Raw genomic sequence first — 23819 nt, 5'->3', positions numbered from 1 at the left:
TCTGCCCGAGAAATAAATTCTAGGGGTGGACCCTTTTTGCTGTGGATAGAGGCTAGCACGATTTTAGTTTAATGCTTGCTTTAATGCTTCTATGTTTTGGCGCATCAATGTGAAGTAATCTTCTTCATTTTTGATGTCTTCCTTTGTTAAAACACTTAAGTTATGCAACGTCAGTGTTTCAGCACCTAATTCGTTTAGGATAATTGTTGTTAAATTGGATGATACATTTTGTTCAAAGAAAATATATTCGATCTTTTCTTTTTTAGCTAAATCGACAATCGCAGTCAACTCTTTTTGAGAAGGCTCACTCTGTGAATTCAAGCCAGCGATCGGAACCTGCGTTAATCCGTAGTGACCAGCGATATAACCGAATGCTGCATGTGAGACAAAGAAGGTTTTCTTTGTCGCATCAGAGGCCATCTTTTCGAAATCTGCATGCAATGTAGTTAATTCGGCTACTAATGCCTCATAGTTTTGGGTAAAGATTGCTTCTTGCTCTGGTAAAGCAGCGACAAGCTCCTCTTTAATTGCGAATGCTAATTGCTGTGAAATAACAGGTGATAACCAAACATGTGCATCATACTCTGTATCTGTATGCCCTTCATGCTCTTCATCCCCATGTTCGTGCTCATGGTCATGGTCGCTTTCTTCAGCCTCTGCATGTGTATGTCCTGTTGAAATATGAAGCTGTTCTTCCGTTACGCCTTCAGCAGTAGGTACTAATTTCACGTCCTCATTGGCCAATGTTTTCTTAGCATTTTCAACAAAGCCTTCTAAGCCTAAACCAATATAAAAGAAAAGCTCTGAGTCCGCTAAAGCCATCATATCTTTTTGGGTTGGCTCGAACGTATGCTCATTTGCACCTGCTGGGTAAATGGACGTAACCTCCACAAAGTCACCGCCAATACGTTGTGTGAAATATTGTAACGGATAGACGGTTGTATAAATGGAAAGCTTGTCATCTGATTGTGTAGAAACGGCCTTGTCATTAGTAGCATTACAAGCCGCTAATAATAACGTTACTATTGGAATTAATAAAATCCATTTTTTCATCTGTTCTATACCCCTTAAATAGTAATAATTACGATTTGTATTTTTGAAACATTATATAGCATACAAGATAATAGGTGAAAGCACAATTAAAAAAGCATAACTAAAGAAAATTTGGTGTGAGCTGTAGAGATTTCTTAGCTAAATGGCACAAAAAAGGTGGTTTTTCAGGCGATGAAAAAAGCCTTCGAAAATTAGTGCTTTTTCGAAGGCCATTTGTCTGGCACTGGATCAAAGCCACCGGGATGAAGTGGCTGGCATTTTAAAATACGAATAATGGTCATCACGGTTCCTTTAATAGCCCCATGCTTTTGTATAGCTTCAATACCATAGCTTGAGCAAGTAGGGTGGAAACGACATGATGGAGGCTTCATTGGCGACAAGTATTTTTGATACAGGCGAATGAAGCCGATAAAAATTTTTTTCATTGCGATTTCTGCTCTCCATTTTTATAGGCTCGAACCGGTTTTGCATCAACGGTCTGCTTTAATGATACGTTGTTTTTGCGCGCAAGTAAAATGATTGAGAATGCAAATATGCCCATAATGGTTACAATAATAATTAGTACAACGGGTAAGCTCATTTTTTCACCTCATTTATTTGTTCACAATCATCATGTGTAATGGTATCAACAGTTTGCTTTACTTTATAACCCCAATTGACAGCCGTTAAAAAAAAGCCAGTAATAATAAAAATGACGATTACTGCAATAAAAATGATTGTCATGGTCATCATATTACCTCCAATTTATATGTACTCTATTCTATTTTACAATAAAAGGACGACTAAAATTTTGAACATATTATGTTTTAAAATGCTTTTATTAGGCAATAATGTTAAAGGGAAGTTAAATTCAGGGATTTGTCATAGCATTTCTCAAAATGATGTATTATGATATTAGTGATAATGTTTTTCAATTAGGGATAGAATCTCTACTAAATTAGAGATTTTAAATATAATTTATGAGGTGACGAGCATGGCAGAGAAAAAATTAAATGGACAATTAAATGAATTAGTAGCAACGTGGTCAGTTTTGTATACAAAATTACATAACTATCACTGGTATGTAAACGGTCCATCATTCTTCACATTACACACGAAATTTGAAGAGCTTTATAATGAAGTAACGATTAATTTAGATGATATTGCGGAGCGCATTTTATCTAAAGGTGGTAAACCAGTTGCGACGTTAAAAGAGCATTTAGAATTATCATTAATCGATGAAGCGACAGGGAAAGAGTCAACAGAAGAAATGGTTGAAACAACAATTGCCGACTTCCAAACGATTATGAAGGCTTTAAAGAAAGCGATGGAAGCAGCAAGTGAAGCTGGTGATGATCGTACAGAAGATTTATTGAACGCAACATTCCAAAGCTTAGAAAAGCATGCTTGGATGTTAAATGCCTATTTAGGAAACTAAAAAGAGAACGACTCCGATTTTGGGGTCGTTTTTTTGCATAGTTTTTTAGATATTAAGCAAGCTAATAGTTGAGGTGAACTACTATGCAAAAACAAAATATCTATGTATCGGTCGTGCATTTAACATGTAATATGCAGCCAGGATCATCGTATGAATTTGTGCTGCAAATGGATCCAGTTAAGGCGCGAGTATTTTCGAAACTATTTACACAAATGCAAAGCTTAGAAGCATCAAATGCATTTCGAGCACATATGCCGTTTATCCCCTATCATATGGATCGTTTAAATCATGAGCTTGATTATCGTCTGCAAAAGATATACGCACTCGTTCATGAGTTTGGCGATGATGAGGCCAAAAAATTTGTCGAGCAGCTTCCCTATTTTCGTTAGAAAGATGATATCTCATATTGAATGATTCGCCCTCGTTCGCTACACTTAGTTTGTAGGAGTTGAGCGAGAATGTTTACATTTATTGATGAAAATGGGTTACAAGTAGATTTGCGCTTTGATGAAGGGCCTTTTAAAGTAGAGCCGAAGCATGTGCTGGCGCTTGTGCAACACGATGGAAAATGGCTTTGTACGATTCATCATCGTCGTGGTGTTGAGTTTCCTGGAGGTAAGCAAGAGCCAGGAGAAACCTTGCAACAGGCAGCGATTCGAGAGGTTTATGAAGAGGCCAATGTTGTAATAGAAGATGAGAAATGGTTTGCGTATTATATTGTGCATGATGACATCCCGTTTTGCAAAGCGGTATTTACCGCAAAGGTTAAAACAATCGAACCATTTGTCGGTGATTATGAAACGGAAGGAATTTTATGGTTAACGGAAGATGAGCTTTGGCAGCAGCCGAATTTAAGCTTTTATATGCGTGATGCAGGGATGAAAAAAATGTTACAGGAAGTGAAAAATCATGAACGACAATGGTAAGATTTTTTCAATCCGACAATATCCCTCACCAAATCCGCAAGTTCGTTTACATGAAATTACGTATTGGTCGCAAGGACTACGTGTAAAAGGCTTATTAGCACAGCCAGTAAATGCGGGAAACTATGAGGCGATGCTTTATTTACGAGGTGGCTTACAATCGATCGGGATGGTAAGGCCTGCTCGTATCGCTCAATTTGCACAGCAAGGATTCGTTGTATTTGCTCCGTATTACCGCGGAAATCGTGGTGGTGAGGGGAAGGATGAATTTGCCGGGGATGATCGCTACGATGCGCTGAATGCGATTGCCATCTTAAAGCAATTTGCAAATGTCGAAAAAGTGAATATTTATGGCTTTTCACGCGGGGGTTTAATGGCATTATGGACTGCGATATTAAGCGATGAAGTGAAATCACTTGTCACATGGGCAGGAGTTTCGGATGCGACTGCTACGTATTGGGAGCGGGTTGATATGCGTCGAGGCTTAAAACGTATCGTAGGGGGGACACCCAATAAAGTACCCGAAAACTATGAAGACCGGACACCGCTCTATGAGGTTGCTCAAATCGATGCCCCTGTATTAATCATTCATGGGACAGAAGATCAGCATGTGGATATTGAGCATGCCTATCAACTGGAGCTCTATTTAAAGGATGAAGGGAAGTCAGTTGAAACATGGTTTTCATTTGGCTTAAAACATCATTATCCACCGAAGCTCAATCGGATGACGGTAGAAAAATTATGTAATTGGATGAAAACGAAAAAGGATGTTACGCATTAGAATTAATGCGTAACATCCTTTTTTCAATTATGATATGCGATTATATGATGTTTACCCTCAATAGGGGGACGCACAAGTACATGTACGCCCAAGTTAAACGTTATGTCGGATAGATTTTAGCTAACTACAGCGTATCGCTTTTTCAAGCAAATTATGCTAAAGGACCGCCTTTTTTCACAATTACTTCATCAACATTTGCGAATTTTGTGAAGTTGTTTTTGAATAAATCAGCAAGCTCAGCTGCTTTTTTATCGTAAGCTACTTTGTCAGCCCATGCATCACGAGGATTTAACACGTCAGTTGGTACCCCTTCAACTGCTACTGGGATGTTTAATCCAAAGACAGTATCTTGAGTTGTTTCCACATTGTTTAATTTACCTTCGATTGCTGCGCGTACCATTGTACGAGTGTAAGAAAGCTTCATACGGCTACCAACACCGTATTCGCCACCAGTCCAACCAGTGTTTACTAAGAATACTTGAGAACCGTGCTCGTCGATTTTCTTACCTAATTGCTCAGCATACACTGTTGCAGGTAATGGTAAGAATGGTGAACCGAAGCATGTAGAGAATACTGGCTCTGGCTCTGTAACGCCGCGCTCTGTACCAGCTAACTTCGAAGTGAAGCCGCTTAAGAAGTGATACATTGCTTGCTCTTTTGTTAATTTTGAGATTGGAGGTAATACACCAAATGCATCTGCTGTTAAGAAGATGATTGTATTTGGGTGACCTGCCACTGATGGTACAGCGATATTTTCGATGTAGTCGATTGGGTACGCTACACGTGTATTTTCAGTTAATGAAAGGTCATTGTAATCACTTACACGCGTTTGTGCATCTACTACTACGTTTTCTAATACAGAACCGAATTTGATAGCTGCATAAATTTCTGGTTCGTTTTCAGGAGAAAGGTTTGCTGTTTTTGCATAGCAACCACCCTCGATATTAAATACGCCATTGTCTGACCAGCCATGCTCGTCATCACCGATTAATTTACGGTCAGCGTCTGCTGATAAAGTTGTTTTACCAGTACCTGATAAACCGAAGAATAATGATACATCTCCAGCTTCACCAACGTTTGCAGAGCAGTGCATTGGGAAGATATCTTGTTCTGGTAATAAGTAGTTCATGATACCGAAGATTGATTTTTTCATTTCTCCAGCATATTCTGTACCACCGATAAGAATGATTTTCTTTTCAAGTGATGTAATGATAAATGTTTCAGATTCCGTGCCATCTACTTCTGGATCTGCTTTAAAGTTTGGAGCAGAAACGATTGTGAAATCAGCAAGATGCGTAGCTAATTCTTCTGCAGTAGGACGGATGAATAATTGATGGCAGAATAGGTTATGCCAAGCGTATTCATTAATTACTTTAATAGATAATTGAGAAGCTTTATCTGCACCTGCATAGCCGTTGAATACGAATAATTCATCGCGCTCTTTTAAGTACTCGACTACCTTCACATAAAGTTTATCGAAAACTTCTGCAGAGATCGGACGGTTCACTTTGCCCCAGTCGATTTTATTTTTTGAAGATTCTTCTTCAACCATATATTTATCTTTAGGAGAACGACCAGTATATTTACCTGTTTCAGCACGTAATGCGCCTTCTACAGTTAACATTGCTTCTCCACGTGATGTAGCTTTTTCAACTAATTGTGGAACTGATAATTGAGTTTGAATGTTATCCCCGTTTAAAAGTTCTTTCAGCTCGTTAGCAATTTCTACCGAATTCATCTATTAAATACCATCCTTTGTTATAGTATTCCCATGTGTAGGGGAGTTGTTTGTTAATTCAAAAATAGTATAACACATTGAATGTAATAATCTATACTAATTATGAATTATTTTTTTGCGTTTTTTTATCTGTTTGAAAACTGTATGAATAAAGTCGATATTAATTGACAGCTAAGTTTTTTTTACGTAAGATGTGTAATTGAACGGATACTCTTATCCCGAGCTGGTGGAGGGTCAGGCCCTATGAAACCCGGCAACCTGCATGTACATTCACGACATGCGTTGGTGCCAATCTGACGCAAGGATTATTCCTTGAACGATAAGAGTGAAAGGTAATGAACGAACGTAACCCTTTCCTCGCTGTGCAACGCATGCACAGATCAGAGCGAAAGGTTTTTTTATTTTATAAAGGGAAATTTCCTTAAATGCCTTTCGAATAACTCGTGTTGATAAAGCAAGAAGCTGAACATGGGCGTAATGAGTACCGTCAAAAATACTTATAAGGTTTTTAGGAGGAAATAGACATGGCAAATCGTCGACTGTTTACATCAGAAAGTGTAACGGAAGGACATCCAGACAAAATTTGTGACCAAATTTCAGATGCAATTTTAGATGCAATTTTAGCAGCAGATCCAAATGCACGTGTAGCATGTGAAACGACCGTTACTACGGGATTAGTATTAGTAGCAGGAGAAATTACAACTTCTACATATGTAGATATGAAAGGGATCATCCGTGACACGGTAGCAGAAATCGGCTACACACGTGGGAAATACGGCTTTGATGCTGAAAACCTAGCAGTACTTGTAGCGGTAGGGGAGCAATCTCCTGACATTGCACAAGGTGTAGATCAAGCGTTAGAAGCGCGTGAAGGTTCAATGACAGAGGATGAGTTAGAAGCAATTGGTGCAGGTGACCAAGGTTTAATGTTCGGTTATGCATGTAACGAAACACCAGAATTGATGCCAATGCCAATTTCATTAGCGCATAAATTAGCGCGTCGTTTATCGGAAGTACGTAAATCAGGTCAGCTTGCTTACTTACGTCCAGACGGTAAAACACAAGTAACAATTGAGTATGATGAAAACAACGTCCCAGTACGTGTTGATACAATCGTTATTTCGACGCAACATGATGAAGAGGCAACATTAGAGCAAATTCAAGCAGACATGAAGGCGCATGTTATTGCACCAGTTGTTCCGGCTGAATTATTAGATGAGGCAACAAAATACTTCATTAACCCAACTGGTCGATTTGTAATCGGTGGTCCTAAAGGGGATGCTGGTTTAACTGGTCGTAAAATTATCGTAGACACTTACGGTGGCTATGCACGTCATGGTGGTGGTGCATTCTCTGGTAAGGATGCAACAAAAGTAGACCGCTCTGCAGCCTATGCAGCACGCTATGTAGCGAAAAATATCGTAGCAGCAGGCTTAGCAGATCGTGCGGAAGTACAATTAGCGTATGCAATCGGCGTTGCACAACCTGTTTCAATTGCAGTAGATACATTTGGTACTGGTAAAGTTGCGGAAGCTCAAATCGTAGAATGGGTACGCGAGTTATTCGATTTACGCCCAGCAGGTATCATCAAAATGTTAGACCTACGTCGTCCGATTTATAAGCAAACAGCAGCTTATGGTCACTTTGGTCGTACAGATTTAAATGTGCCTTGGGAAAACACAGACAAAGCACAAGTGTTAAAAGAAAAAGCAGGCCTATAAAATTAAAACGGGGTCATTATTAGTAATGTGCTAATAATGACCCCGTTTACATTTGTAACTCGTATTAATTAATAATAAACAATTAGATGCGTGTATTATTTTGTAAGGATTTATAATACTGCCCTTTTTCAACATACTCGCGGATAATTCGATCCATGTCGGTACGGTCTGCTTCGGTAAGCTCACGGACCACTTTAGCAGGACGCCCCATCGCTAAACAATTTGGGGGAATAACTTTTCCGGGGGGAACGAGGCTACCAGCACCTATGAACGCTCCTTCACCAATTTCAGCCCCGTCTAAAATAATGGAACCCATCCCGATAAGTGCGCGTTTTCTTATTGTACAGCTATGTAATGTGACTTGATGACCTACAGTTACTTCGTCTTCCACAATTAAAGGATAAGCAGGGCTTTGGTGAAGACAGGATAAATCTTGAATACTCACGCGTTCGCCGATAATCGTTTTGTTGACATCTCCGCGAATGACCGTATTAAACCATATTGTTGTTTCGGCACCAATTGTGACATCACCTGTTATCGTTGCGTAATCCGCAATAAACGCGCTAGGATGAATAGTAGGTGACTTGTCTTTGTAAGGATAAATCATGTGCAACTTCTCCATTCTTATCTAAAATAGTATGTGCTGTTATTATCGTAACAAATGGAGGGGAATTTTCAATTAGCATTTATGTGTTACACAATGTATGATAGAAAATAGAAATTTGAAAGAAAGAGTGGTTTGACCATGTGGAAATGGGAAGCAGAACAGCAGCCAAAAGCAGTAATCGTCATTCTCCATAGTGTATATGAGCAGCATCGCTGGTACGCATGGTTAATTGAAAAATATAGGAGTGCAGGCTTTCATGTCGTAATGGGTGATTTACCAGGGCATGGGGAGCAAGCAAAATTTGCTAGAAATCATGATGAAGATTTCGATGGATACTATAAATATACAAAATTATTATTTAAAATAGCATTAGAATATGATTTACCACTATTTGTCATAGGTCATGGATTAGGTGCTACAATTGCAACTTATGTATTAAGGAAGCAAAAACTCGATTATGCTGGGGTTGTATTAACTTCACCGTGGATTAACTTAAAATTGACACCGGGCAAATTATCCAATGCACTATCAAGCTTTAGTGCGATTACATCAAATGTTAAGTTGAAGCATGAGCTGACATTGCAACATCTGACACGAAACACAGATGTATTAATGGAACTGAAGGAATTTCTACCATTAACGAATACAGTGACGGTGAAATGGTATCGGGATTGGCAGCAGCTGACACGAATTATTCGTGATCCCGAATTTAAATTGCCAAATGTCCCGCTATTAGTGATGACTGGGGAAAATGATAAAATTACAGATGTTCAAGCAACGAAAAAATGGGCCTACGAGCAAATGAACCTTTCTGAATTTCACTATAAACAATGGAAAGGCTGTTTGCATAGCCTATACTTTGAGTTGGAGCGTGAGGAAGTATTTCGCTATAGTGTCGACTTTATAGACAATGTTTTGCGTGATTTGGGATATATTATCGAATAAAGAAAAGCCTAGTAAAAATGATATTTTACTAGGCTTTTCTAATATACTGTAAAAAAATATCGAAATTTTAGAATATTTGTAATATACTAAAATATAAAATAATACACTAAGTCAACAAGGGGGAATTTTATGAACTTTATTAATGAGTTTGTAGGATGGGCCAATAATATTTTATGGGGCCCAGTAATGATTTATGGGATTTTAATTGTCGGATTGTTATTTTCGATTTTAACAAAGTTCGCTCAAGTTCGACTGATTGGTGATATGTTCAAGCTAATGTTTACAGGGCAAAAATCAGACGCAGGGGTTTCGTCATTCCAAGCGTTGTCGATTGCCTTATCGGGTCGTGTAGGTACAGGTAATATTATCGGTACAGCTTCAGCAATTGCATTTGGTGGTCCTGGTGCGGTGTTCTGGATGTGGGTAACTGCGTTTATCGGTGCATCGACAGCGTATATGGAGTCAACACTCGCACAAATTTATAAAGAGAAAAAGGATGGCCAATATCGTGGTGGTCCGGCATTTTATATCGAAAAATCAACAGGAATCAAAGCATTAGGTATTGTTTTTGCGATTGCAATGATTATGTCAGTTGCAGTATTAATGCCAGGGGTACAAGCTAATGCCATTTCAGGTGCAGTACAAAATGCATTTGGTATTGACCCTTGGATTACGGGATTAGTGACAATTCTTTTACTTGGTATTATCATTTTTGGTGGAATCAAGCGTATTGCCAACGTAGCGCAAATTTTAGTGCCGTTTATGGCATTAGCCTATTTGATAGTTGCATTTATTATTATCATTATGAATATTTCTGAAGTACCTGCTGTTTTAGGTTTAATTTTCCGTAGTGCATTTGCATCGGATGCCGTATTTGGTGGGATGATTGGTAGCGCTATTTTCTGGGGTGTAAAACGTGCGATCTACTCAAACGAAGCAGGTCAAGGTACGGGACCACATCCAGCAGCGGCTGCAGAAGTTTCTCACCCTGCAAAGCAAGGCTTAGTACAGGCAGCATCTGTTTATATTGATACGTTATTAGTATGTTCTGCAACAGCATTAATGATTTTATTTATGGGCACATACAACGTACATGATGGTAGTCAAGATGGTGCCTTAATCGAGGCAAAGATGGATGAAACAATCACATATTCAGGCTTTACACAGGCAGCTGTCAATGAGGCTTTCCCTGCGTTAAATAACTTCGGTTCTGGATTTGTGGCAATTTCATTATTCTTATTCGCATTCACAACATTAATGGCTTACTACTATATAGCAGAGACAAATGTTTCATATATGTTTAAGGGCAGTGCCGAAAAAATTGGCATTTTTGCAATGAAAATTATTTTATTAGCTTCTGCATTCTACGGTACGGTAAAAACATCTGATTTAGCTTGGGCGTTTGGTGACGTAGGATTAGGCTTGACGGTTTGGATTAACGTCATTATGATGCTATTTATTATGAAGCCGGCATTATTGGCGTTGAAAGACTATGAGCAGCAGAAAAAAGAAGGAAAAGACCCAGAGTTCGATCCGAAAAAGCTTGGCATTAAAAATGCGGATTTTTGGGAAGCACGTAATAAATAAACACAAAAAAGGGCAGACCGAATTATTTCGGTTGCCCTTTTTCGTTATAATAAGCATCTAGTGCGGCAAATTGCTCGGGGGAGAAATCCTTTTGTCCACGAATAAATTTTTCGTATAAATTATAGTAGCAGATGGTTAAGTAGGCTTTATTATGATGCTTTGCGAAGGGTGTGATCGTTTCAAGCATTTCAAGATCATCAAAATAGCGTGCCATTTTATCGAGTGTTCGAATATTGATTCCGCGCAATTTCATCTCTTGCAGCACAAGCTCTGTGTATACATATAATTCATGCTTTGGGTATTCGTAAATATAATTAATGAGTATATGCTTATCTTCTTTCGCAAAAATGCTGTTGAGCTCGCGCCACTGTGCAAGGAGCTGGCTTTTTGGTAAATACGGAATCAATTCATAATGCCATAAACGCATAAGTTCCCCTCATTTCTAAAAAACAGAGAGCGAAATGGCTTAGCTCTCTGTCTTAAATTCTTTTACTTTTTCGATTGCTAGGATAAAAGGTGGGTCGTTTTTTTGATTGATAAATTCATAGCGTAGTACGTGAATGTATTTTTGCGGGAGGTCACTAACAAAGCGAATGACTTCATCGCGCTCTTCTTTTCCGCCTTCATGTCCATGATAGACAACTAATACAATCATGCCGCCTACCTTTAATAATGGAAGTAGGCTTTCGAGTGACTGGATGGTTGTATTGGACTTTGTAATAATTTCATGGTCACTACCGGGCAAATAGCCAAGATTAAAAATGGCAGCAGAAACAGGCTTATTGATATATTTCGCTACATTTTCATGCCCGTCGCGTAACACGATGGCGCGGTGTTCTAATGCATTATCCAGTAAGCGGTGCAATGTCGCATCTACGGCCTCTTTTTGCACATCAAATGCATACACAAAGCCATCATCGCCAACAAGGTTTGCTAAAAATAATGTATCATGCCCGTTTCCAGCTGTTGCATCGACTGCAATATCTCCCTCCGCAACGCTCATTTGTAGGAGTGTTTGTGCGTATTGAATAACACGTTCTAGCTTCATTCGTTCGTCACTTCCGCTTTGTAATGCTTACCTTGCCAGGAACCGCGTCGTTCCAGCTCTGCATCAATACCGTTTAGCACTTCCCATTTGTTGACCGACCACATAGGGCCAATCATTAAATCGATAGGGCCATCACCTGTAATGCGATGTACAATCATTTCTGGAGGGATGATTTCTAGCTGATCTGCGACAAGTTTAATGTAGGCATCCTTCTCCATGAATTCAAGCATGCCTTTTTCGTATTGTTTTACGAGTGGTGTGCCTTTTAATAAGTGTAATAAATGAATTTTGATGCCCTGGACATCAAGCTTTGCCACTTCACGCGCCGTTTCCATCATCATATCGTAGTCTTCAAGCGGTAAGCCGTTAATAATATGTGTCACAATGCGGATATTATGTTTGCGGAGCTTGTTAACGCCTTCCACATAGGTTTCGTAATCATGGGCACGGTTAATTAAGTTAGCTGTTTTTTCATGTACGGTTTGTAAGCCGAGTTCTACCCAAAGATAGGTGCGTTCGTTTAATTCCGCCAAATATTCGACAACATCGTCTGGTAAGCAGTCAGGGCGTGTTGCAATTGAAATGCCCATCACACCTTCACAAGCGAGTGCAGCCTCGAATTTTTCCTTTAATACTTCAAGGGGCGCATGTGTATTCGTATAGGCTTGGAAGTAAGCCATCGTTAAGCCGTCCTTCCATTTGTTCTCCATTTTTGCTTTGATTTGCTCGAATTGTACTGGAATTGGGTCAACTTTATTGCCAGCAAAATCACCTGAGCCGGCTGCCGAGCAAAATGTACAGCCTCCAAAGGCAACCGTACCATCACGGTTAGGGCAGTCAAAGCCAGCATCGAGTGCTACTTTGTATACCTTTTTTCCAAATTCATTTCGCAAATAGCGATTCCATGTATAATAGCGCTTTCCGTCTGAAGGGAAAGGGAAATTTGTTTCAGTCATAAGTCTGTTTCACTCCTCTAACCATCCATTTTATCATGGCTTGAATATGAAGTCATGCTTTAGTAATAAGTAGTTGAATAAATAGTGAAAAAGTGTTGCTTGATAAATAAATATGGCTCATCACCATAAGTTAGAGATGACATAGTGAATGTTTACATCGATAGGATAATAAAAAATGGGTTAATAGAGCGTATATTTAGAAAAAAGTATTATCCATGAAAATTCCCCTGCATTTATGTAGTGAAATGTAAATATATGAATTTTGGGATTTGAATAATAAAAAATTCAGTATATCGAAATAAAATTCGAAAAATACGTTTTAAGTAGAAATATATAGAATATAGTAGATTTTTTAGTGTTATCGTAAAAGTGTGATGGATATTATTACATTAGCAAAATTTTTATTCAGAAATTTTAGAAAATTGAAATAAATAGTTTGAAATTTTACTACTGTAGTAGTAAAATTTCGTTGAGGTGTTGTATATGCGAAATCAAGTGACAGAAAGGTTAAAAAGAATTGGTTTTACTGAATATGAATCTAAAATTTATATGACATTGTTAGGGAGTTCGGCATTGAATGGTAATGAAATTGCTAACATTTCAGGAGTACCGGGTCCTAAAGTGTATAGCAATATGCAGAATATGATTGAAAAAGGATTTGTTTCTGCGGTTTATGATGAATCAAATAAGAAATTAAAAGTGAAGTATATTGCGACACCTTACGAACAAATATTAGAAAATTTTCATTCTAGTGTGAGTAATGATGTTCTTTTTTTAAAAAAAGAACTAAAAAAAATTGAGGAAGAAAAGCCTCAGCAAAATTTAAAACAAGAACTATATCAAATTGTTGATTATGACTTAACAGTAAAAGCAATACAAGACATGATTGATAGTAGTTCAAAAAGTATTTATGTTTGTTGTTGGAAAGTGCATCAATTGTTATTAAATGAACAACTAATTGCAGCTCATAAACGTGGCGTTAAAATCGTAGTGTTATTATTTGATCAACATCAAGTGGAAGTTCCATGGAAGCAGTTTACTCATCTAAGTGCAAGTATTGTAACTTTGCGTCATCTTCATGAAGTAAATGTTGTTATTGATGAGAAAAATGTATTGATCTCGCATTTGAAGAAACATCATGTATTTACGGTTGTGTCTGATAGTGTAGCTTTAGTTCAAACAACATTGAATTATATCCGACATGACATATATGTAAATAGAGTACTTCAAGATTTCTATGTGGAAGCTATTGAAAAGTACGGGGAAGATTTAAAAGGTCTATTAGACATTTAATTTTTAAGGGGGATGAAATTATGCGTATTATTGATTTATCAGTGCCGATTAAAAATCCAAAAGAAAGTGAAATTCCATTTGAATATCATCGTCAATTGACAGCGAAAATTGAGTATATGGATCATAGGGTGACAGTACCACAAATTACTCAAGTTTTAGGGTGTACAGAAGAAGATTTACCCGAACAGTATGGGTGGGCTACAGAAAAAATAACATTAACTACTCATTCTGGTACACATCTAGACGCCCCATATCACTATTATCCAACCACAGACGGAAAGCCAGCACGTACAATAGATCAATTGCCACTGGACTGGTTTATGGGAGATGGAGTAGTGTTTAATTTTTCTCATATGAAACCAGGTGAAACAGTAAAAATTGCAGATATAGAAGCTGCTCTAGTGGAAATGAATTACACAATTAAAGTAGGTGACATAGTGTACTTACGTTTTGATGCAGATAAAAAACTGGGTACACCAGAGTATTTCACTGAGTTCCCAGGAATGAGTGCAGAAGCTACTCACTATCTAATTGATTTAGGTGTAAAAATAATTGGTACAGATGCCATGGGCTTAGATGTCCCTTTCGAGAAAATTGCAGCGAATTTTAAAGAATCAAAGGATCCAAAAGTAATTTGGGAAGCTCATAGAGTAGGAATGTACAAAGAATATTGTCAAATTGAAAAAATGGCAAATCTAGAAAAGCTTCCATCACATGGTTTTAAAACAATTTGTATGCCAATCAACATTTATAAAGCAAGTGCAGGATGGGTACGTCCAATTGCGATTATTGAAGACTAGGGAGGACTAAGGATGAAACTTTGTTTATTTTCGGTTAATAACTCATTTCCATATACTGAACAAATCGGCGCAATTTTTGAAGACAAAGTAGTAGATTTAGCAGCAGCTTATCGTTCTGTCTTAAGGGCTGAAAAAATTGTAGATATTAATCGTGTGGAAGCGCTTTCGGAGTCGTTGATACCAAGATGTATGACGGCATTTATCGAAGGTGGAGAAATTACAATGGATGCTGCAAAAAGAGCTTATACTTTTGCTCAGCAAATTTCACAAACTGAATTTGAAAAGCATGTTTATGAACTAGTAGACGTAAAACTACATGCACCTCTAAAAAAACCTCCAACGGTGCGTGATTTTTTATCATTCGAGCTTCATTATCAAAATTCCTTAGGGGGAAATGTACCAGAAGTTTGGTATGAGCGTCCAATTTATTACAAAACAGTTACATCTACAATAATTGGTCCAGAAGAAATTTGTCAGTGGCCATCATATTCGAATGTGATGGATTATGAATTAGAAATAGCTTGTGTAGTTGGAAAACGGGGTATTGATTTGACTACTGAAGAAGCAGAAAAGCATATTTTCGGCTATATGATTTATAACGATTTTAGTGCACGTGATACACAATTACGTGAAATGGAAGGGCGTTTAGGACCAGCAAAAGGAAAAGATTTTTGCACAGCAATGGGACCTTACTTAGTTACAGCAGATGAAATTGAAAATGTATACAATTTACGGATGACTGCAAAGATAAATGGAGAAATCTGGAGTGATGGTAATACATCAACAATGTATCGTAGTTTTGCAGATATTATCAGCTATGTATCACAAAGTGAGACGCTTGTACCCGGTGATATATTAGGATCAGGCACAGTTGGAAATGGTTGTGGATTGGAATTAGGGAAGTTTTTAAACGATGGCGATGTAATAGAATTGGAAATTGAACGTTTAGGCATTTTACGTAATCAAGTTAAAGTAAAGGAAGGGGTGTTAGCATAATGAAACGTTATCTTCTAATTTTTTTGTTGGTAATGGTAGCAGTTGTGTTAGTAGCTTGTGGTGGAGAAGATACTTCAAGTAAGGATTCTACTAATGATGCTGGGGATAGTGGTTCGAAATCAGCTGAAAAGTATATATTCAAATCTACTGTTCAAGCACCTCAACAGGCTGCTTTATCCCAAGGTTTTGATGCACTACTAGATTCAATTGAAGAAAAATCAGATGGGCGTATTACATTTGAACGTTACTACAGTGACGCACTTGTCAAGCCTGCAGATGCAGCAGATGCCGTAGGTTCTGGAATTGCTGATCTTGCATTATTAGCACCTAGCTATACTCCAGCAAATAATCCACTAAGTACAATCGAATCTTTACCGGCGTTATGGAAAGATCAATGGACTGGAACAAGAGCTTTACTAGATTTATATAAAGAGTTTCCAGAGTTAAGTTTGGAGTTTGAAAATCGAAATATTCAAGTTCTAGGTGCCTGGGCACTACCTTCTTATCATATTATTTCTAAAAAGGATGTCGCTTCTTTTGAAGACTTAAAAGGTATGAAGGTTATCGCGGCAGGTGGTCAAGCTTTGATTGCAGACGCTTTAGGAGCTACAGCGGTTGGTGTAACAATGCCTGAAAGCTTTGAAGCAATGGAGCGTGGTGCAGTAGATGGAGGGTTCTTAGGGTATACGTCAGCATCTACTTATGGTATTCATGAAATAGCAAAGAGCGTTTGGACGATACCTATTGGTAGTCAAGGTGGCATATTTGGAATGAATAGTGACAAATATAAAGCATTGCCAGATGATTTAAAAGAGATTTTTGATGAAGCATCTATTGAAAATGCCGTTGCCTTCCATGAAATTTATCAAATACAAAGTGATGAGACAGTTGCTCTTAAAAAGTTCCAAGATGCAGGTGTGAAATTTAATAAAGAAACAACAGAAGATATCCAAAAGTTACAGGAAATTGCCAAAACAACAGTGTGGAAGAAGTGGATAGAAGAGCGTAGTGGATCGCCGGCAGAAGAAATATTAAATCGTTTTATTGAGTTAATTGCACAGTATGATGAAGAGTATCAAAAAAACGGACTACCAAAATAGGATGTGAAAACCTTGGATAAACTTTTAAATATACAAAAGAAAATAGAGGTTTTACTAGTGTATTTAGCAGGTACCCTGTTAATAATGCTGATGCTAGTTGTGAGTGTAGAGTCGATTTTGCGGAAATTTGCTAACTATAGTATTCCAGGTATTTTTGAAATATCTTCACAGCTAATGGTAGGTGTTACAATTTTGGGTATTTCTTATGTGCAAGGTGAAAAAGAACATATTGCTGTAGATATCATGAATAAGGTGTTTCCATCTTTTATTTTAAAATTGACTGACTTACTTTCTTATTCGATTGGCTTTGTAATTGCGAGCGTATTTAGTTATCAAGGTTTATTGAAGTTTTTAGAATCCTTTCAAAATGGAGAAACAGCTATGGGAATTGTTTCGATTCCATTTTGGCCAGGTAGATTAGCAATTTTCCTTGCAATGTTTTTATTAGCTATACGATTTGCAATTGATATTATTGTTCTTGTAACGCAAAAGCAAAAAGAACCGCAAAATATAATTGAAAAAGAGCTAGAAAAAGTTCCGGAGTTACAACATATAACAGAGCAAATGTAGGAGGTGATACGATGAGTACAGTCATGATTGGTGTCATTGGCATTATTATTGTAGTTGCATTATTAATGCTTCGTGTACCAGTTGCATTGGCAATGAGTGTAGTAGGTTTTGTAGGCTATTGGATTATTAGCGGATCCAATCCTGCATTGAAATTAATGGGAATGGTACCTTTCTCTACAACAGCAAACTATACATTTACAGTAATTCCACTGTTCATATTAATGGGATATTTCGTGTTTTACGGACAACTTGCAACTAATATGTTCTCTGCTATTAATGTTTGGTTTGATAGAGTACGTGGTGGTATTTGTTATGCAACAATTGTAGGGGGAGCAGCCTTTGGAGCTGCGAATGGTTCTGGGCCAGCTTCTACAGCTACACTAGCCCGCATTACAATTCCTGAGATGGAGCGCTTAGGTGTAAGTAGAAGATTAGCATATGGTATTGTTGCTTCTGCTGGTCCATTAGCACAAATGATACCACCTTCTATGTTAATGATTATTTATGCAATATTAGCAGAGCAATCTGTTAGTAAGCTTTTAATTGCTGGAATTGTACCGGGATTAATTATTGCTTTTGGCTATATTGTTACGGTTTATGTCATATTGAAAAGAAATCCAGATTTGGCACCCAAAATGGAACGTCAGCCTTTAAGTACAAAAATCAAAGAACTTAAAGGAATCTGGGGTATAACATTATTAATTGGTGCAATAATGGCAGGGCTATATTTAGGTTTCTTTACCCCAACAGAAGCTGGTGCAATTGGAGCATTGTTAGCGTTGTTAATTACAGTGTTCTCAGGAAAATTATCATTTGAAGGGTTCAAACTTTCTATTATTGAGTCCATTAAAACATCTGCTACCGTGTTCTTTATTGTTGTATCATCATTTTTATTTGGGTATTTTTTGGGGATATCACAAATTCCTAGAACAGTATCGAATTTTTTAACAGGATTAGATGTACATCCTATAATTATTATGTTTGGTATTTGCGCGATGTATATTTTCTTAGGGATGTTTATTGACATGTTATCAGCGATGTTCTTAACTATTCCAATAATATTACCTGCAGTGATTGAATTAGGTTACGATCCAATTTGGTTTGGTGTTATTGTAGTTTTCCTTGCAGAGATCTCACTTGTAACCCCACCATTTGGTTTGAGCATATTTATGATACAAGGAGCTGTTAAGGGTAGCGATTACGCGGAAATTTTAAAGGGGTCTATTCCGTTTATATTAACAGATTTTATCATCTTGTTAATTTTCTTATTCTTTCCTCAGATCATTTTATTTTTACCAAGTTTAATGTAGGTTTAGAAAAGTCGTTTGCGATTACGTAAGCGACTTTTTCACTGGTGTAAAAATAAGGGATTAATAAAAAAGTTATAAATATTATTCTTGTAAATTTAGTTTAACAAGAATACACTGATATTTTGTAATGCAAAATATTGGAGGCTGAAAGTATGCCGAAACAAGTTTGGTTATTAATTATTGGCACGTTAATTAATACGATAGGCAATTCATTTTTATGGCCTTTGAATAGTATTTATATACATGATCATTTGGGGAAGTCATTAACAGTTGCTGGCGTCGTACTTATGCTAAATTCGTTAGCAGGGGTGTTTGGTAATTTAGTTGGTGGTTTTTTATTTGATAAATTAGGTGGCTATAAGGCGATATTAATTGGGGTTGTGCTCAATTTAGGGTCGATTTCGTTATTAACGTTTTGGCATGATTGGCCACAGTATGTCATCTTTTTAGCGATGCTTGGCTTTAGTGGCGGGATTGTTTATCCTGCACTTTATGCAATTGCTGGAAGTGCTTGGCCAGAAGGTGGAAGAAAAGCATTTAATTCCATTTTCTTAGCGAATAATGTTGGGGTAGCAATCGGACCGGCATTAGCGGGAATTATCGCAGATTTTCAATTTGAGTATGTGTTTTATGCAAATTTAACGTTTTATGCTCTGTTTTTAATTCTTGTCGTCACAGCCTTTAAACGTTTTGATACGAATCAAGTGACAACCAAGTCAATTGCCAATGAAGCACGTGATCGAGAGAAGGGGCCAATTTTAGCCATTGCGATTTTAAGTATTTCCCTTATTATTTGTTGGTTAAGCTATTCGCAATGGAGCGCAACGATTTCATCTTATACACAAGGGCTAGGGATGAGTTTGTCACAATATAGCCTATTATGGACAATTAATGGTTTCTTAATCGTGGCGGTTCAACCAATTATTAAGCCACTTATTACACGCTGGGAAAAGAAAATTAAGCATCAGCTTGTACTTGGCTTGGTATTAATGTCGGCATCATTTGGTGTTGTCTATTTTGCACAGGATTTTAAAATGTTTGTCGCAGCGATGGTTATTTTAACATTTGGTGAGGTGTTCTTTACGCCAGTGATTCCGCTTATTGCTAATAAACTTGCTCCACAGGGACAGCAGGGCTTTTATCAGGGCTTAGTAAACAGCGCTTCAACAGTTGGACGCATGATTGGTCCGGTATTAGGTGGGTTTATGGTAGACATGTATGGCATGCAAGTGCTCATGCTGTTTTTAGCCATCTTTATATTAGTGGCGATTATCCCATGCTTAGTTTATGACCGAGCCTTGAAGGATGCGTAAAACTCCCTCTTGTACTTTTTGGCGCAATCCATTAGAATGAATGAAATAATATAAATTGAACTGTGATGAGGAATAGTAGATGGCTTCACTTTTTAGAGAGCTAGCGGTCGGTGTAAGCTAGTAAGTGATAAATTGAACTCGCCTCGGAGTATGCTTTGCTGAACACTTAGTAAGTGAAGCCGTGTATTCGCGTTAAGAATTTACAAGCTGAGTGCTGTGTCACTAATTTGGGTGGTACCGCGGGAGTTTAACAATTATCTCTCGTCCCTGTCTTTTATAAGATAGGGGCGGGATTTTTTTATTGTTCAAATATTCAGTTAATTTTTGTGCGAATTAGAAATACTTCCTAACAGAGCAATCAATCGTATTTAAAGGAGGAAATTATTGTGAGCTTTAATCATCAGCAAATCGAAAAAAAATGGCAAGAGTTTTGGGCTGAAAACAAAACATTCAAAACAGAAAATGAAGTCGACAAACCGAAGTTCTATGCTTTAGACATGTTCCCATATCCATCAGGTGCAGGTCTTCACGTAGGTCATCCAGAAGGTTACACAGCGACAGATATCCTTTCACGCTTCAAACGTATGCAGGGCTACAACGTACTGCATCCAATGGGCTGGGATGCGTTTGGTCTACCAGCAGAGCAATACGCACTAGATACAGGGAATGACCCAGCAGAATTCACGGCTAAAAACATCGAGACGTTTAAGCGTCAAATTAACGAATTAGGCTTTTCTTATGACTGGGACCGTGAAATTAACACGACAGATCCTTCCTATTACAAATGGACGCAATGGATTTTCACGAAATTAGTGGAAATGGATTTAGCCTATGTCGATGAAATCGCTGTAAACTGGTGTGAAGCATTAGGGACAGTGCTTGCGAATGAAGAAGTAATCGATGGTCTTTCAGAGCGTGGTGGTCATCCAGTCGTGCGTAAACCGATGCGCCAATGGGTACTACGTATTACAAAGTACGCAGATCGTTTAGTAGACGATTTAGAAGATGTAGATTGGCCAGAGTCAATTAAAGAAATGCAACGCAACTGGATTGGTCGTTCTGAAGGGGCTCAAGTGAAATTCACAATTGCCGATACAGACAAAACATTCGAAGTCTTTACAACACGTCCGGATACATTATTTGGTGCTACTTACTGTGTATTAGCGCCAGAGCATAAATTTGTATCTGACATTACAACACCAGAACAAAAAGAGGCAGTAGAAGCTTATTTAGAAAAAGTTTCTCTAAAATCAGACCTAGAACGTACTGATTTAGCGAAAGAAAAAACAGGGGTATTCACAGGTGCGTATGCAGTGAACCCAATTAACGGAAAACAAGTGCCGATTTGGATTGCGGACTATGTATTAGCTTCATACGGTACAGGTGCAATCATGGCGGTTCCTGCACATGATGAGCGCGACTATGAATTTGCAAAAGAGTTTGGTCTAGAAATTACACCGGTATTAGAAGGTGGAGACATCGAAAACGAAGCATTCACTGGTGACGGTGTACACATTAACTCGGATTTCCTAGATGGTTTAAACAAAGAAGAGGGCATCGCAAAAGCCATTGCTTGGTTAGAAGAAAACGGTGTAGGGGAAAAGAAAATTTCTTATCGTCTGCGCGATTGGTTATTCAGCCGTCAACGCTATTGGGGTGAGCCAATTCCGGTTATTCACTGGGAAGATGGCACAATGACAACAATTCCTGAAAATGAGCTGCCATTAGAATTACCAAAAACAACAAACATCCGACCTTCAGGAACAGGCGAATCACCGCTTGCCAATATTGAAGATTGGGTAAATGTAGTAGACCCGGTAACAGGTAAAAAAGGTCGTCGTGAAACGAACACAATGCCACAATGGGCGGGTTCTTCATGGTACTTCCTACGCTATATCGATCCGACAAATGACAAAGCAATCGCAGATCCGGAGCTACTAAAACGCTGGTTACCTGTTGATATTTACATCGGTGGCGCGGAGCACGCGGTACTTCACTTACTATACGCACGCTTCTGGCATAAAGTACTTTATGATCTAGGTGTTGTTCATACGAAGGAGCCATTCCAAAAGCTATTCAACCAGGGAATGATCTTAGGTGAAGGCAATGAAAAAATGTCGAAATCTAAAGGTAATGTTGTCAACCCCGATGATATTATCGAGTCTCATGGTGCCGATACATTACGCTTATACGAAATGTTCATGGGGCCATTAGAAGCTTCTGTAGCGTGGTCTACAAATGGTCTAGACGGAGCGCGTCGTTTCTTAGATCGTATTTGGCGTCTATTTGTAACAGACGAAGGCAAATTAGCCGATAAAGTACAGGCTTCTGACGATAAAACGTTAGAAAAAGTATATAACCAAACGGTGAAAAAAGTGACAGATGACTACGAAGGCATCCGTTTCAACACAGCAATTTCGCAAATGATGGTATTCATTAATGATGGCTACAAAGCAGAAGTGATTCCAACTGAATACGTAGAAGGCTTTGTTAAATTATTATCACCAATCGCACCACATATAGCAGAAGAGCTTTGGGCGATTTTAGGTCATGAAGGTACAATTACGTATGAACAGTGGCCAACATACGACGAATCTAAGCTTGTAGATGATGAAATTGAAGTTGTCGTGCAAGTATTAGGTAAAGTTCGTGCCAAAGTCAAAGTAGCGAAAGACGTTTCGAAAGAGCAATTAGAAAAAGTAGCACTTGAAGATAGCAAAGTACAAGAATTCATCGCTGGTAAAGACGTTGTAAAAGTCATCGTCATTCCAGGGAAATTAGTAAACATTGTTGTAAAATAAGGAATATTTTTCATAAGGGCTGTTCAGATCATTGTATCTGAGCAGTCTTTCTTATTTTTCGAGAAAACAAATGTTTCTAATGTGAAACATTTGTAAAATATGATACTATTTTCTAGTATAGATACAAAATTATTCAAGTGGAGGAATCATATGGAGGATGCGACAATTTTAATTATTGAAGATGATGAAGATATATTAGAAGTGCTCTCACTCTATGTACAAAATGCAGGCTACAATATTGTCAAAGCAAGAACTATTTCTGAGGGGAAACAGCAATTTGAAGCACATTCGATTGATTTAATGCTGATTGATATTAATTTACCAGATGGCTCAGGAATGGAATTAGCAAAATATATCCGTCAGCAATCAGAAGTACTAATGTTTTTTGTGTCAGCGAATGATACGGTAGATGATCGATTGACAGGCTTTGATGTAGGGGCAGATGACTATATCACGAAACCATTTATCGCAAAAGAAGTGATTGCAAGAATTAAAGCACATATCAATCGAAAAAAGAGTGTAAGTGCGAAAAAGCAACAGCTAAAATTGGATAATCTGCTCATTGATTTTGAAGAAAAGAATATTTACATCAACGGGGAACAGGTGCATCTATTTACGAAGGAAAGGCAAATTTTATTTTATCTTGTCGAAAATAGCAATCAAGTATTAAGCGTCGAGCAAATTATTGATGAGGTATGGGGCTATGAAGAGATTGTGGATTTGAAGGCTGTTACTGTACATATTAGTATGCTGCGTAAAAAAATCGAAACCAATCCTACGAAGCCGAAATATATTCAAACAGTAAGAGGCTTTGGCTACAAATTTGAAGTGAAATAAAAGGTGCTTTTTAGCATAGGTAA

Annotated in this window: 25 protein-coding genes, 1 riboswitch and 1 other annotated feature; of the genes, 16 read left to right on the top strand and 9 right to left on the bottom strand. The window is 37.9% G+C overall.

Annotation, left to right across the window (positions count from 1 at the left end; genetic code table 11):
* Positions 1-63: 63 nt before the first annotated feature.
* The 4 genes from MKX47_RS14710 to MKX47_RS14695 all read right to left on the bottom strand — a co-directional run bounded on the left by MKX47_RS14710 (position 64) and on the right by MKX47_RS14695 (position 1782).
* Entirely contained in the window at positions 64-1053 is a 990-nt protein-coding gene (locus MKX47_RS14710; protein WP_340775617.1) for a metal ABC transporter solute-binding protein, Zn/Mn family, read from the bottom strand.
* A gap of 191 nt (positions 1054-1244) precedes the next feature.
* Positions 1245-1478, bottom strand: a complete 234-nt coding sequence (gene yidD, locus MKX47_RS14705) for a membrane protein insertion efficiency factor YidD (protein WP_340775614.1) — start codon at positions 1476-1478, stop codon at positions 1245-1247.
* Entirely contained in the window at positions 1475-1633 is a 159-nt protein-coding gene (locus MKX47_RS14700; protein WP_340775611.1) for a hypothetical protein, read from the bottom strand. The genes yidD and MKX47_RS14700 overlap by 4 nt, the downstream gene beginning before the upstream one ends.
* Complete coding sequence (locus MKX47_RS14695) at positions 1630-1782, bottom strand: hypothetical protein (RefSeq protein WP_340775608.1); 153 nt, start codon at positions 1780-1782, stop codon at positions 1630-1632. Before MKX47_RS14695 ends, MKX47_RS14700 begins: the two co-directional genes overlap by 4 nt.
* Positions 1783-2026: 244 nt before the next feature.
* Between MKX47_RS14695 and MKX47_RS14690 the strand changes: the two genes are divergently transcribed.
* The 4 genes from MKX47_RS14690 (at position 2027) to MKX47_RS14675 (ending at position 4174) form a co-directional block, all read left to right on the top strand.
* On the top strand, positions 2027-2470 hold the full coding sequence (locus MKX47_RS14690; protein WP_340775605.1) for a Dps family protein: 444 nt from the start codon (positions 2027-2029) through the stop codon (positions 2468-2470).
* Between the two features lie 83 nt (positions 2471-2553).
* Positions 2554-2859, top strand: coding sequence for a transposase (locus MKX47_RS14685; RefSeq protein ID WP_340775602.1), 306 nt, complete (start codon positions 2554-2556; stop codon positions 2857-2859).
* Between the two features lie 69 nt (positions 2860-2928).
* Positions 2929-3396 carry an NUDIX hydrolase gene (locus tag MKX47_RS14680; RefSeq protein WP_340775600.1) on the top strand — a complete coding sequence of 156 codons (468 nt, stop codon included), beginning with the start codon at positions 2929-2931 and terminating at the stop codon, positions 3394-3396.
* Positions 3380-4174 (top strand): alpha/beta hydrolase family protein, encoded by a 795-nt coding sequence (locus tag MKX47_RS14675; protein WP_340775598.1) that lies wholly within the window; start codon positions 3380-3382, stop codon positions 4172-4174. The genes MKX47_RS14680 and MKX47_RS14675 overlap by 17 nt, the downstream gene beginning before the upstream one ends.
* 151 nt (positions 4175-4325) lie before the next feature.
* Here MKX47_RS14675 and pckA read toward each other — a convergent pair whose 3' ends face one another.
* The gene (pckA, locus tag MKX47_RS14670; protein ID WP_340775595.1) at positions 4326-5912 is read right to left on the bottom strand and encodes a phosphoenolpyruvate carboxykinase (ATP); all 1587 of its coding nucleotides are present in this window, start codon (positions 5910-5912) and stop codon (positions 4326-4328) included.
* 210 nt (positions 5913-6122) lie between these two features.
* Positions 6123-6238: riboswitch (SAM riboswitch) on the top strand.
* 198 nt (positions 6239-6436) lie between these two features.
* On the opposite strand from pckA, the gene metK reads away from it, so the two are divergent.
* Positions 6437-7633, top strand: coding sequence for a methionine adenosyltransferase (gene metK, locus MKX47_RS14665; protein WP_340775592.1), 1197 nt, complete (start codon positions 6437-6439; stop codon positions 7631-7633).
* Positions 7634-7715: 82 nt separating this feature from the next.
* Here the strand turns inward: metK and MKX47_RS14660 are convergent, their stop codons facing one another.
* Positions 7716-8240, bottom strand: coding sequence for a gamma carbonic anhydrase (locus MKX47_RS14660; protein WP_340775589.1), 525 nt, complete (start codon positions 8238-8240; stop codon positions 7716-7718).
* A gap of 138 nt (positions 8241-8378) precedes the next feature.
* On the opposite strand from MKX47_RS14660, the gene MKX47_RS14655 reads away from it, so the two are divergent.
* Both MKX47_RS14655 and MKX47_RS14650 read left to right on the top strand, forming a co-directional pair.
* On the top strand, positions 8379-9185 hold the full coding sequence (locus tag MKX47_RS14655; protein ID WP_340775586.1) for an alpha/beta hydrolase: 807 nt from the start codon (positions 8379-8381) through the stop codon (positions 9183-9185).
* Between the two features lie 129 nt (positions 9186-9314).
* Positions 9315-10772, top strand: a complete 1458-nt coding sequence (locus tag MKX47_RS14650; protein WP_340775584.1) for an alanine/glycine:cation symporter family protein — start codon at positions 9315-9317, stop codon at positions 10770-10772.
* Positions 10773-10794: 22 nt separating this feature from the next.
* Here the strand turns inward: MKX47_RS14650 and MKX47_RS14645 are convergent, their stop codons facing one another.
* Genes MKX47_RS14645 through MKX47_RS14635 form a run of 3 tightly spaced genes read right to left on the bottom strand, consistent with a single transcriptional unit; the run spans position 10795 to position 12776 of the window.
* Positions 10795-11199 carry a pyrimidine dimer DNA glycosylase/endonuclease V gene (locus tag MKX47_RS14645; RefSeq protein ID WP_340775582.1) on the bottom strand — a complete coding sequence of 135 codons (405 nt, stop codon included), beginning with the start codon at positions 11197-11199 and terminating at the stop codon, positions 10795-10797.
* A 39-nt stretch (positions 11200-11238) separates the two neighbouring features.
* A complete protein-coding gene (locus MKX47_RS14640; RefSeq protein WP_340775579.1) occupies positions 11239-11820 on the bottom strand; it encodes a class I SAM-dependent methyltransferase in 582 nt (193 codons plus the stop codon).
* The gene (locus tag MKX47_RS14635; protein ID WP_340775576.1) at positions 11817-12776 is read right to left on the bottom strand and encodes a TIGR01212 family radical SAM protein; all 960 of its coding nucleotides are present in this window, start codon (positions 12774-12776) and stop codon (positions 11817-11819) included. Before MKX47_RS14635 ends, MKX47_RS14640 begins: the two co-directional genes overlap by 4 nt.
* A gap of 483 nt (positions 12777-13259) precedes the next feature.
* On the opposite strand from MKX47_RS14635, the gene MKX47_RS14630 reads away from it, so the two are divergent.
* The 9 genes from MKX47_RS14630 (at position 13260) to MKX47_RS14590 (ending at position 23796) form a co-directional block, all read left to right on the top strand.
* Positions 13260-14069, top strand: coding sequence for a TrmB family transcriptional regulator (locus tag MKX47_RS14630; protein ID WP_340775574.1), 810 nt, complete (start codon positions 13260-13262; stop codon positions 14067-14069).
* A 20-nt stretch (positions 14070-14089) separates the two neighbouring features.
* Positions 14090-14869: a cyclase family protein gene (locus MKX47_RS14625; protein WP_340775571.1), complete on the top strand. Its 780-nt coding sequence runs from the start codon at positions 14090-14092 to the stop codon at positions 14867-14869.
* 12 nt (positions 14870-14881) lie between these two features.
* Positions 14882-15865, top strand: coding sequence for a fumarylacetoacetate hydrolase family protein (locus MKX47_RS14620; RefSeq protein WP_340775568.1), 984 nt, complete (start codon positions 14882-14884; stop codon positions 15863-15865).
* Positions 15865-16965, top strand: a complete 1101-nt coding sequence (gene dctP / locus MKX47_RS14615) for a TRAP transporter substrate-binding protein DctP (RefSeq protein ID WP_340775565.1) — start codon at positions 15865-15867, stop codon at positions 16963-16965. Before MKX47_RS14620 ends, dctP begins: the two co-directional genes overlap by 1 nt.
* 12 nt (positions 16966-16977) lie before the next feature.
* On the top strand, positions 16978-17535 hold the full coding sequence (locus MKX47_RS14610; RefSeq protein ID WP_340775564.1) for a TRAP transporter small permease: 558 nt from the start codon (positions 16978-16980) through the stop codon (positions 17533-17535).
* An 11-nt stretch (positions 17536-17546) separates the two neighbouring features.
* A complete protein-coding gene (locus MKX47_RS14605) occupies positions 17547-18845 on the top strand; it encodes a TRAP transporter large permease (RefSeq protein WP_340775560.1) in 1299 nt (432 codons plus the stop codon).
* Positions 18846-18997: 152 nt separating this feature from the next.
* Positions 18998-20158: an MDR family MFS transporter gene (locus MKX47_RS14600; protein WP_340775558.1), complete on the top strand. Its 1161-nt coding sequence runs from the start codon at positions 18998-19000 to the stop codon at positions 20156-20158.
* 53 nt (positions 20159-20211) lie between these two features.
* Positions 20212-20430 (top strand) — a binding site (T-box leader).
* A 114-nt stretch (positions 20431-20544) separates the two neighbouring features.
* Positions 20545-22959, top strand: coding sequence for a leucine--tRNA ligase (gene leuS / locus MKX47_RS14595; RefSeq protein WP_340775555.1), 2415 nt, complete (start codon positions 20545-20547; stop codon positions 22957-22959).
* Positions 22960-23109: 150 nt separating this feature from the next.
* Complete coding sequence (locus MKX47_RS14590) at positions 23110-23796, top strand: response regulator transcription factor (RefSeq protein WP_340775553.1); 687 nt, start codon at positions 23110-23112, stop codon at positions 23794-23796.
* Positions 23797-23819 lie beyond the last annotated feature (23 nt).

The organism is Solibacillus sp. FSL R7-0668, assembly GCF_038006205.1.
Taxonomy (GTDB): domain Bacteria; phylum Bacillota; class Bacilli; order Bacillales_A; family Planococcaceae; genus Solibacillus.
Note: the sequence above shows the minus strand (reverse complement) of the source record. Positions and strands in the feature narration are given on the sequence as shown.

Bases quoted from the DNA above. Each gene is read 5' to 3' on its own strand.
- MKX47_RS14695 (WP_340775608.1), bottom strand. From the start codon at position 1,782: ATGACCATGACAATCATTTTTATTGCAGTAATCGTCATTTTTATTATT.
- MKX47_RS14700 (WP_340775611.1), bottom strand. From the start codon at position 1,633: ATGAGCTTACCCGTTGTACTAATTATTATTGTAACCATTATGGGCATA.
- MKX47_RS14690 (WP_340775605.1), top strand. From the start codon at position 2,027: ATGGCAGAGAAAAAATTAAATGGACAATTAAATGAATTAGTAGCAACG.
- MKX47_RS14710 (WP_340775617.1), bottom strand. From the start codon at position 1,053: ATGAAAAAATGGATTTTATTAATTCCAATAGTAACGTTATTATTAGCG.
- metK (WP_340775592.1), top strand. From the start codon at position 6,437: ATGGCAAATCGTCGACTGTTTACATCAGAAAGTGTAACGGAAGGACAT.
- MKX47_RS14605 (WP_340775560.1), top strand. From the start codon at position 17,547: ATGAGTACAGTCATGATTGGTGTCATTGGCATTATTATTGTAGTTGCA.
- MKX47_RS14645 (WP_340775582.1), bottom strand. From the start codon at position 11,199: ATGCGTTTATGGCATTATGAATTGATTCCGTATTTACCAAAAAGCCAG.
- MKX47_RS14640 (WP_340775579.1), bottom strand. From the start codon at position 11,820: ATGAAGCTAGAACGTGTTATTCAATACGCACAAACACTCCTACAAATG.
- yidD (WP_340775614.1), bottom strand. From the start codon at position 1,478: ATGAAAAAAATTTTTATCGGCTTCATTCGCCTGTATCAAAAATACTTG.
- dctP (WP_340775565.1), top strand. From the start codon at position 15,865: ATGAAACGTTATCTTCTAATTTTTTTGTTGGTAATGGTAGCAGTTGTG.
- MKX47_RS14655 (WP_340775586.1), top strand. From the start codon at position 8,379: ATGTGGAAATGGGAAGCAGAACAGCAGCCAAAAGCAGTAATCGTCATT.
- MKX47_RS14685 (WP_340775602.1), top strand. From the start codon at position 2,554: ATGCAAAAACAAAATATCTATGTATCGGTCGTGCATTTAACATGTAAT.
- MKX47_RS14635 (WP_340775576.1), bottom strand. From the start codon at position 12,776: ATGACTGAAACAAATTTCCCTTTCCCTTCAGACGGAAAGCGCTATTAT.
- pckA (WP_340775595.1), bottom strand. From the start codon at position 5,912: ATGAATTCGGTAGAAATTGCTAACGAGCTGAAAGAACTTTTAAACGGG.
- MKX47_RS14625 (WP_340775571.1), top strand. From the start codon at position 14,090: ATGCGTATTATTGATTTATCAGTGCCGATTAAAAATCCAAAAGAAAGT.
- MKX47_RS14680 (WP_340775600.1), top strand. From the start codon at position 2,929: ATGTTTACATTTATTGATGAAAATGGGTTACAAGTAGATTTGCGCTTT.
- MKX47_RS14630 (WP_340775574.1), top strand. From the start codon at position 13,260: ATGCGAAATCAAGTGACAGAAAGGTTAAAAAGAATTGGTTTTACTGAA.
- MKX47_RS14660 (WP_340775589.1), bottom strand. From the start codon at position 8,240: ATGATTTATCCTTACAAAGACAAGTCACCTACTATTCATCCTAGCGCG.
- MKX47_RS14650 (WP_340775584.1), top strand. From the start codon at position 9,315: ATGAACTTTATTAATGAGTTTGTAGGATGGGCCAATAATATTTTATGG.
- MKX47_RS14600 (WP_340775558.1), top strand. From the start codon at position 18,998: ATGCCGAAACAAGTTTGGTTATTAATTATTGGCACGTTAATTAATACG.
- MKX47_RS14675 (WP_340775598.1), top strand. From the start codon at position 3,380: ATGAACGACAATGGTAAGATTTTTTCAATCCGACAATATCCCTCACCA.
- MKX47_RS14590 (WP_340775553.1), top strand. From the start codon at position 23,110: ATGGAGGATGCGACAATTTTAATTATTGAAGATGATGAAGATATATTA.
- MKX47_RS14620 (WP_340775568.1), top strand. From the start codon at position 14,882: ATGAAACTTTGTTTATTTTCGGTTAATAACTCATTTCCATATACTGAA.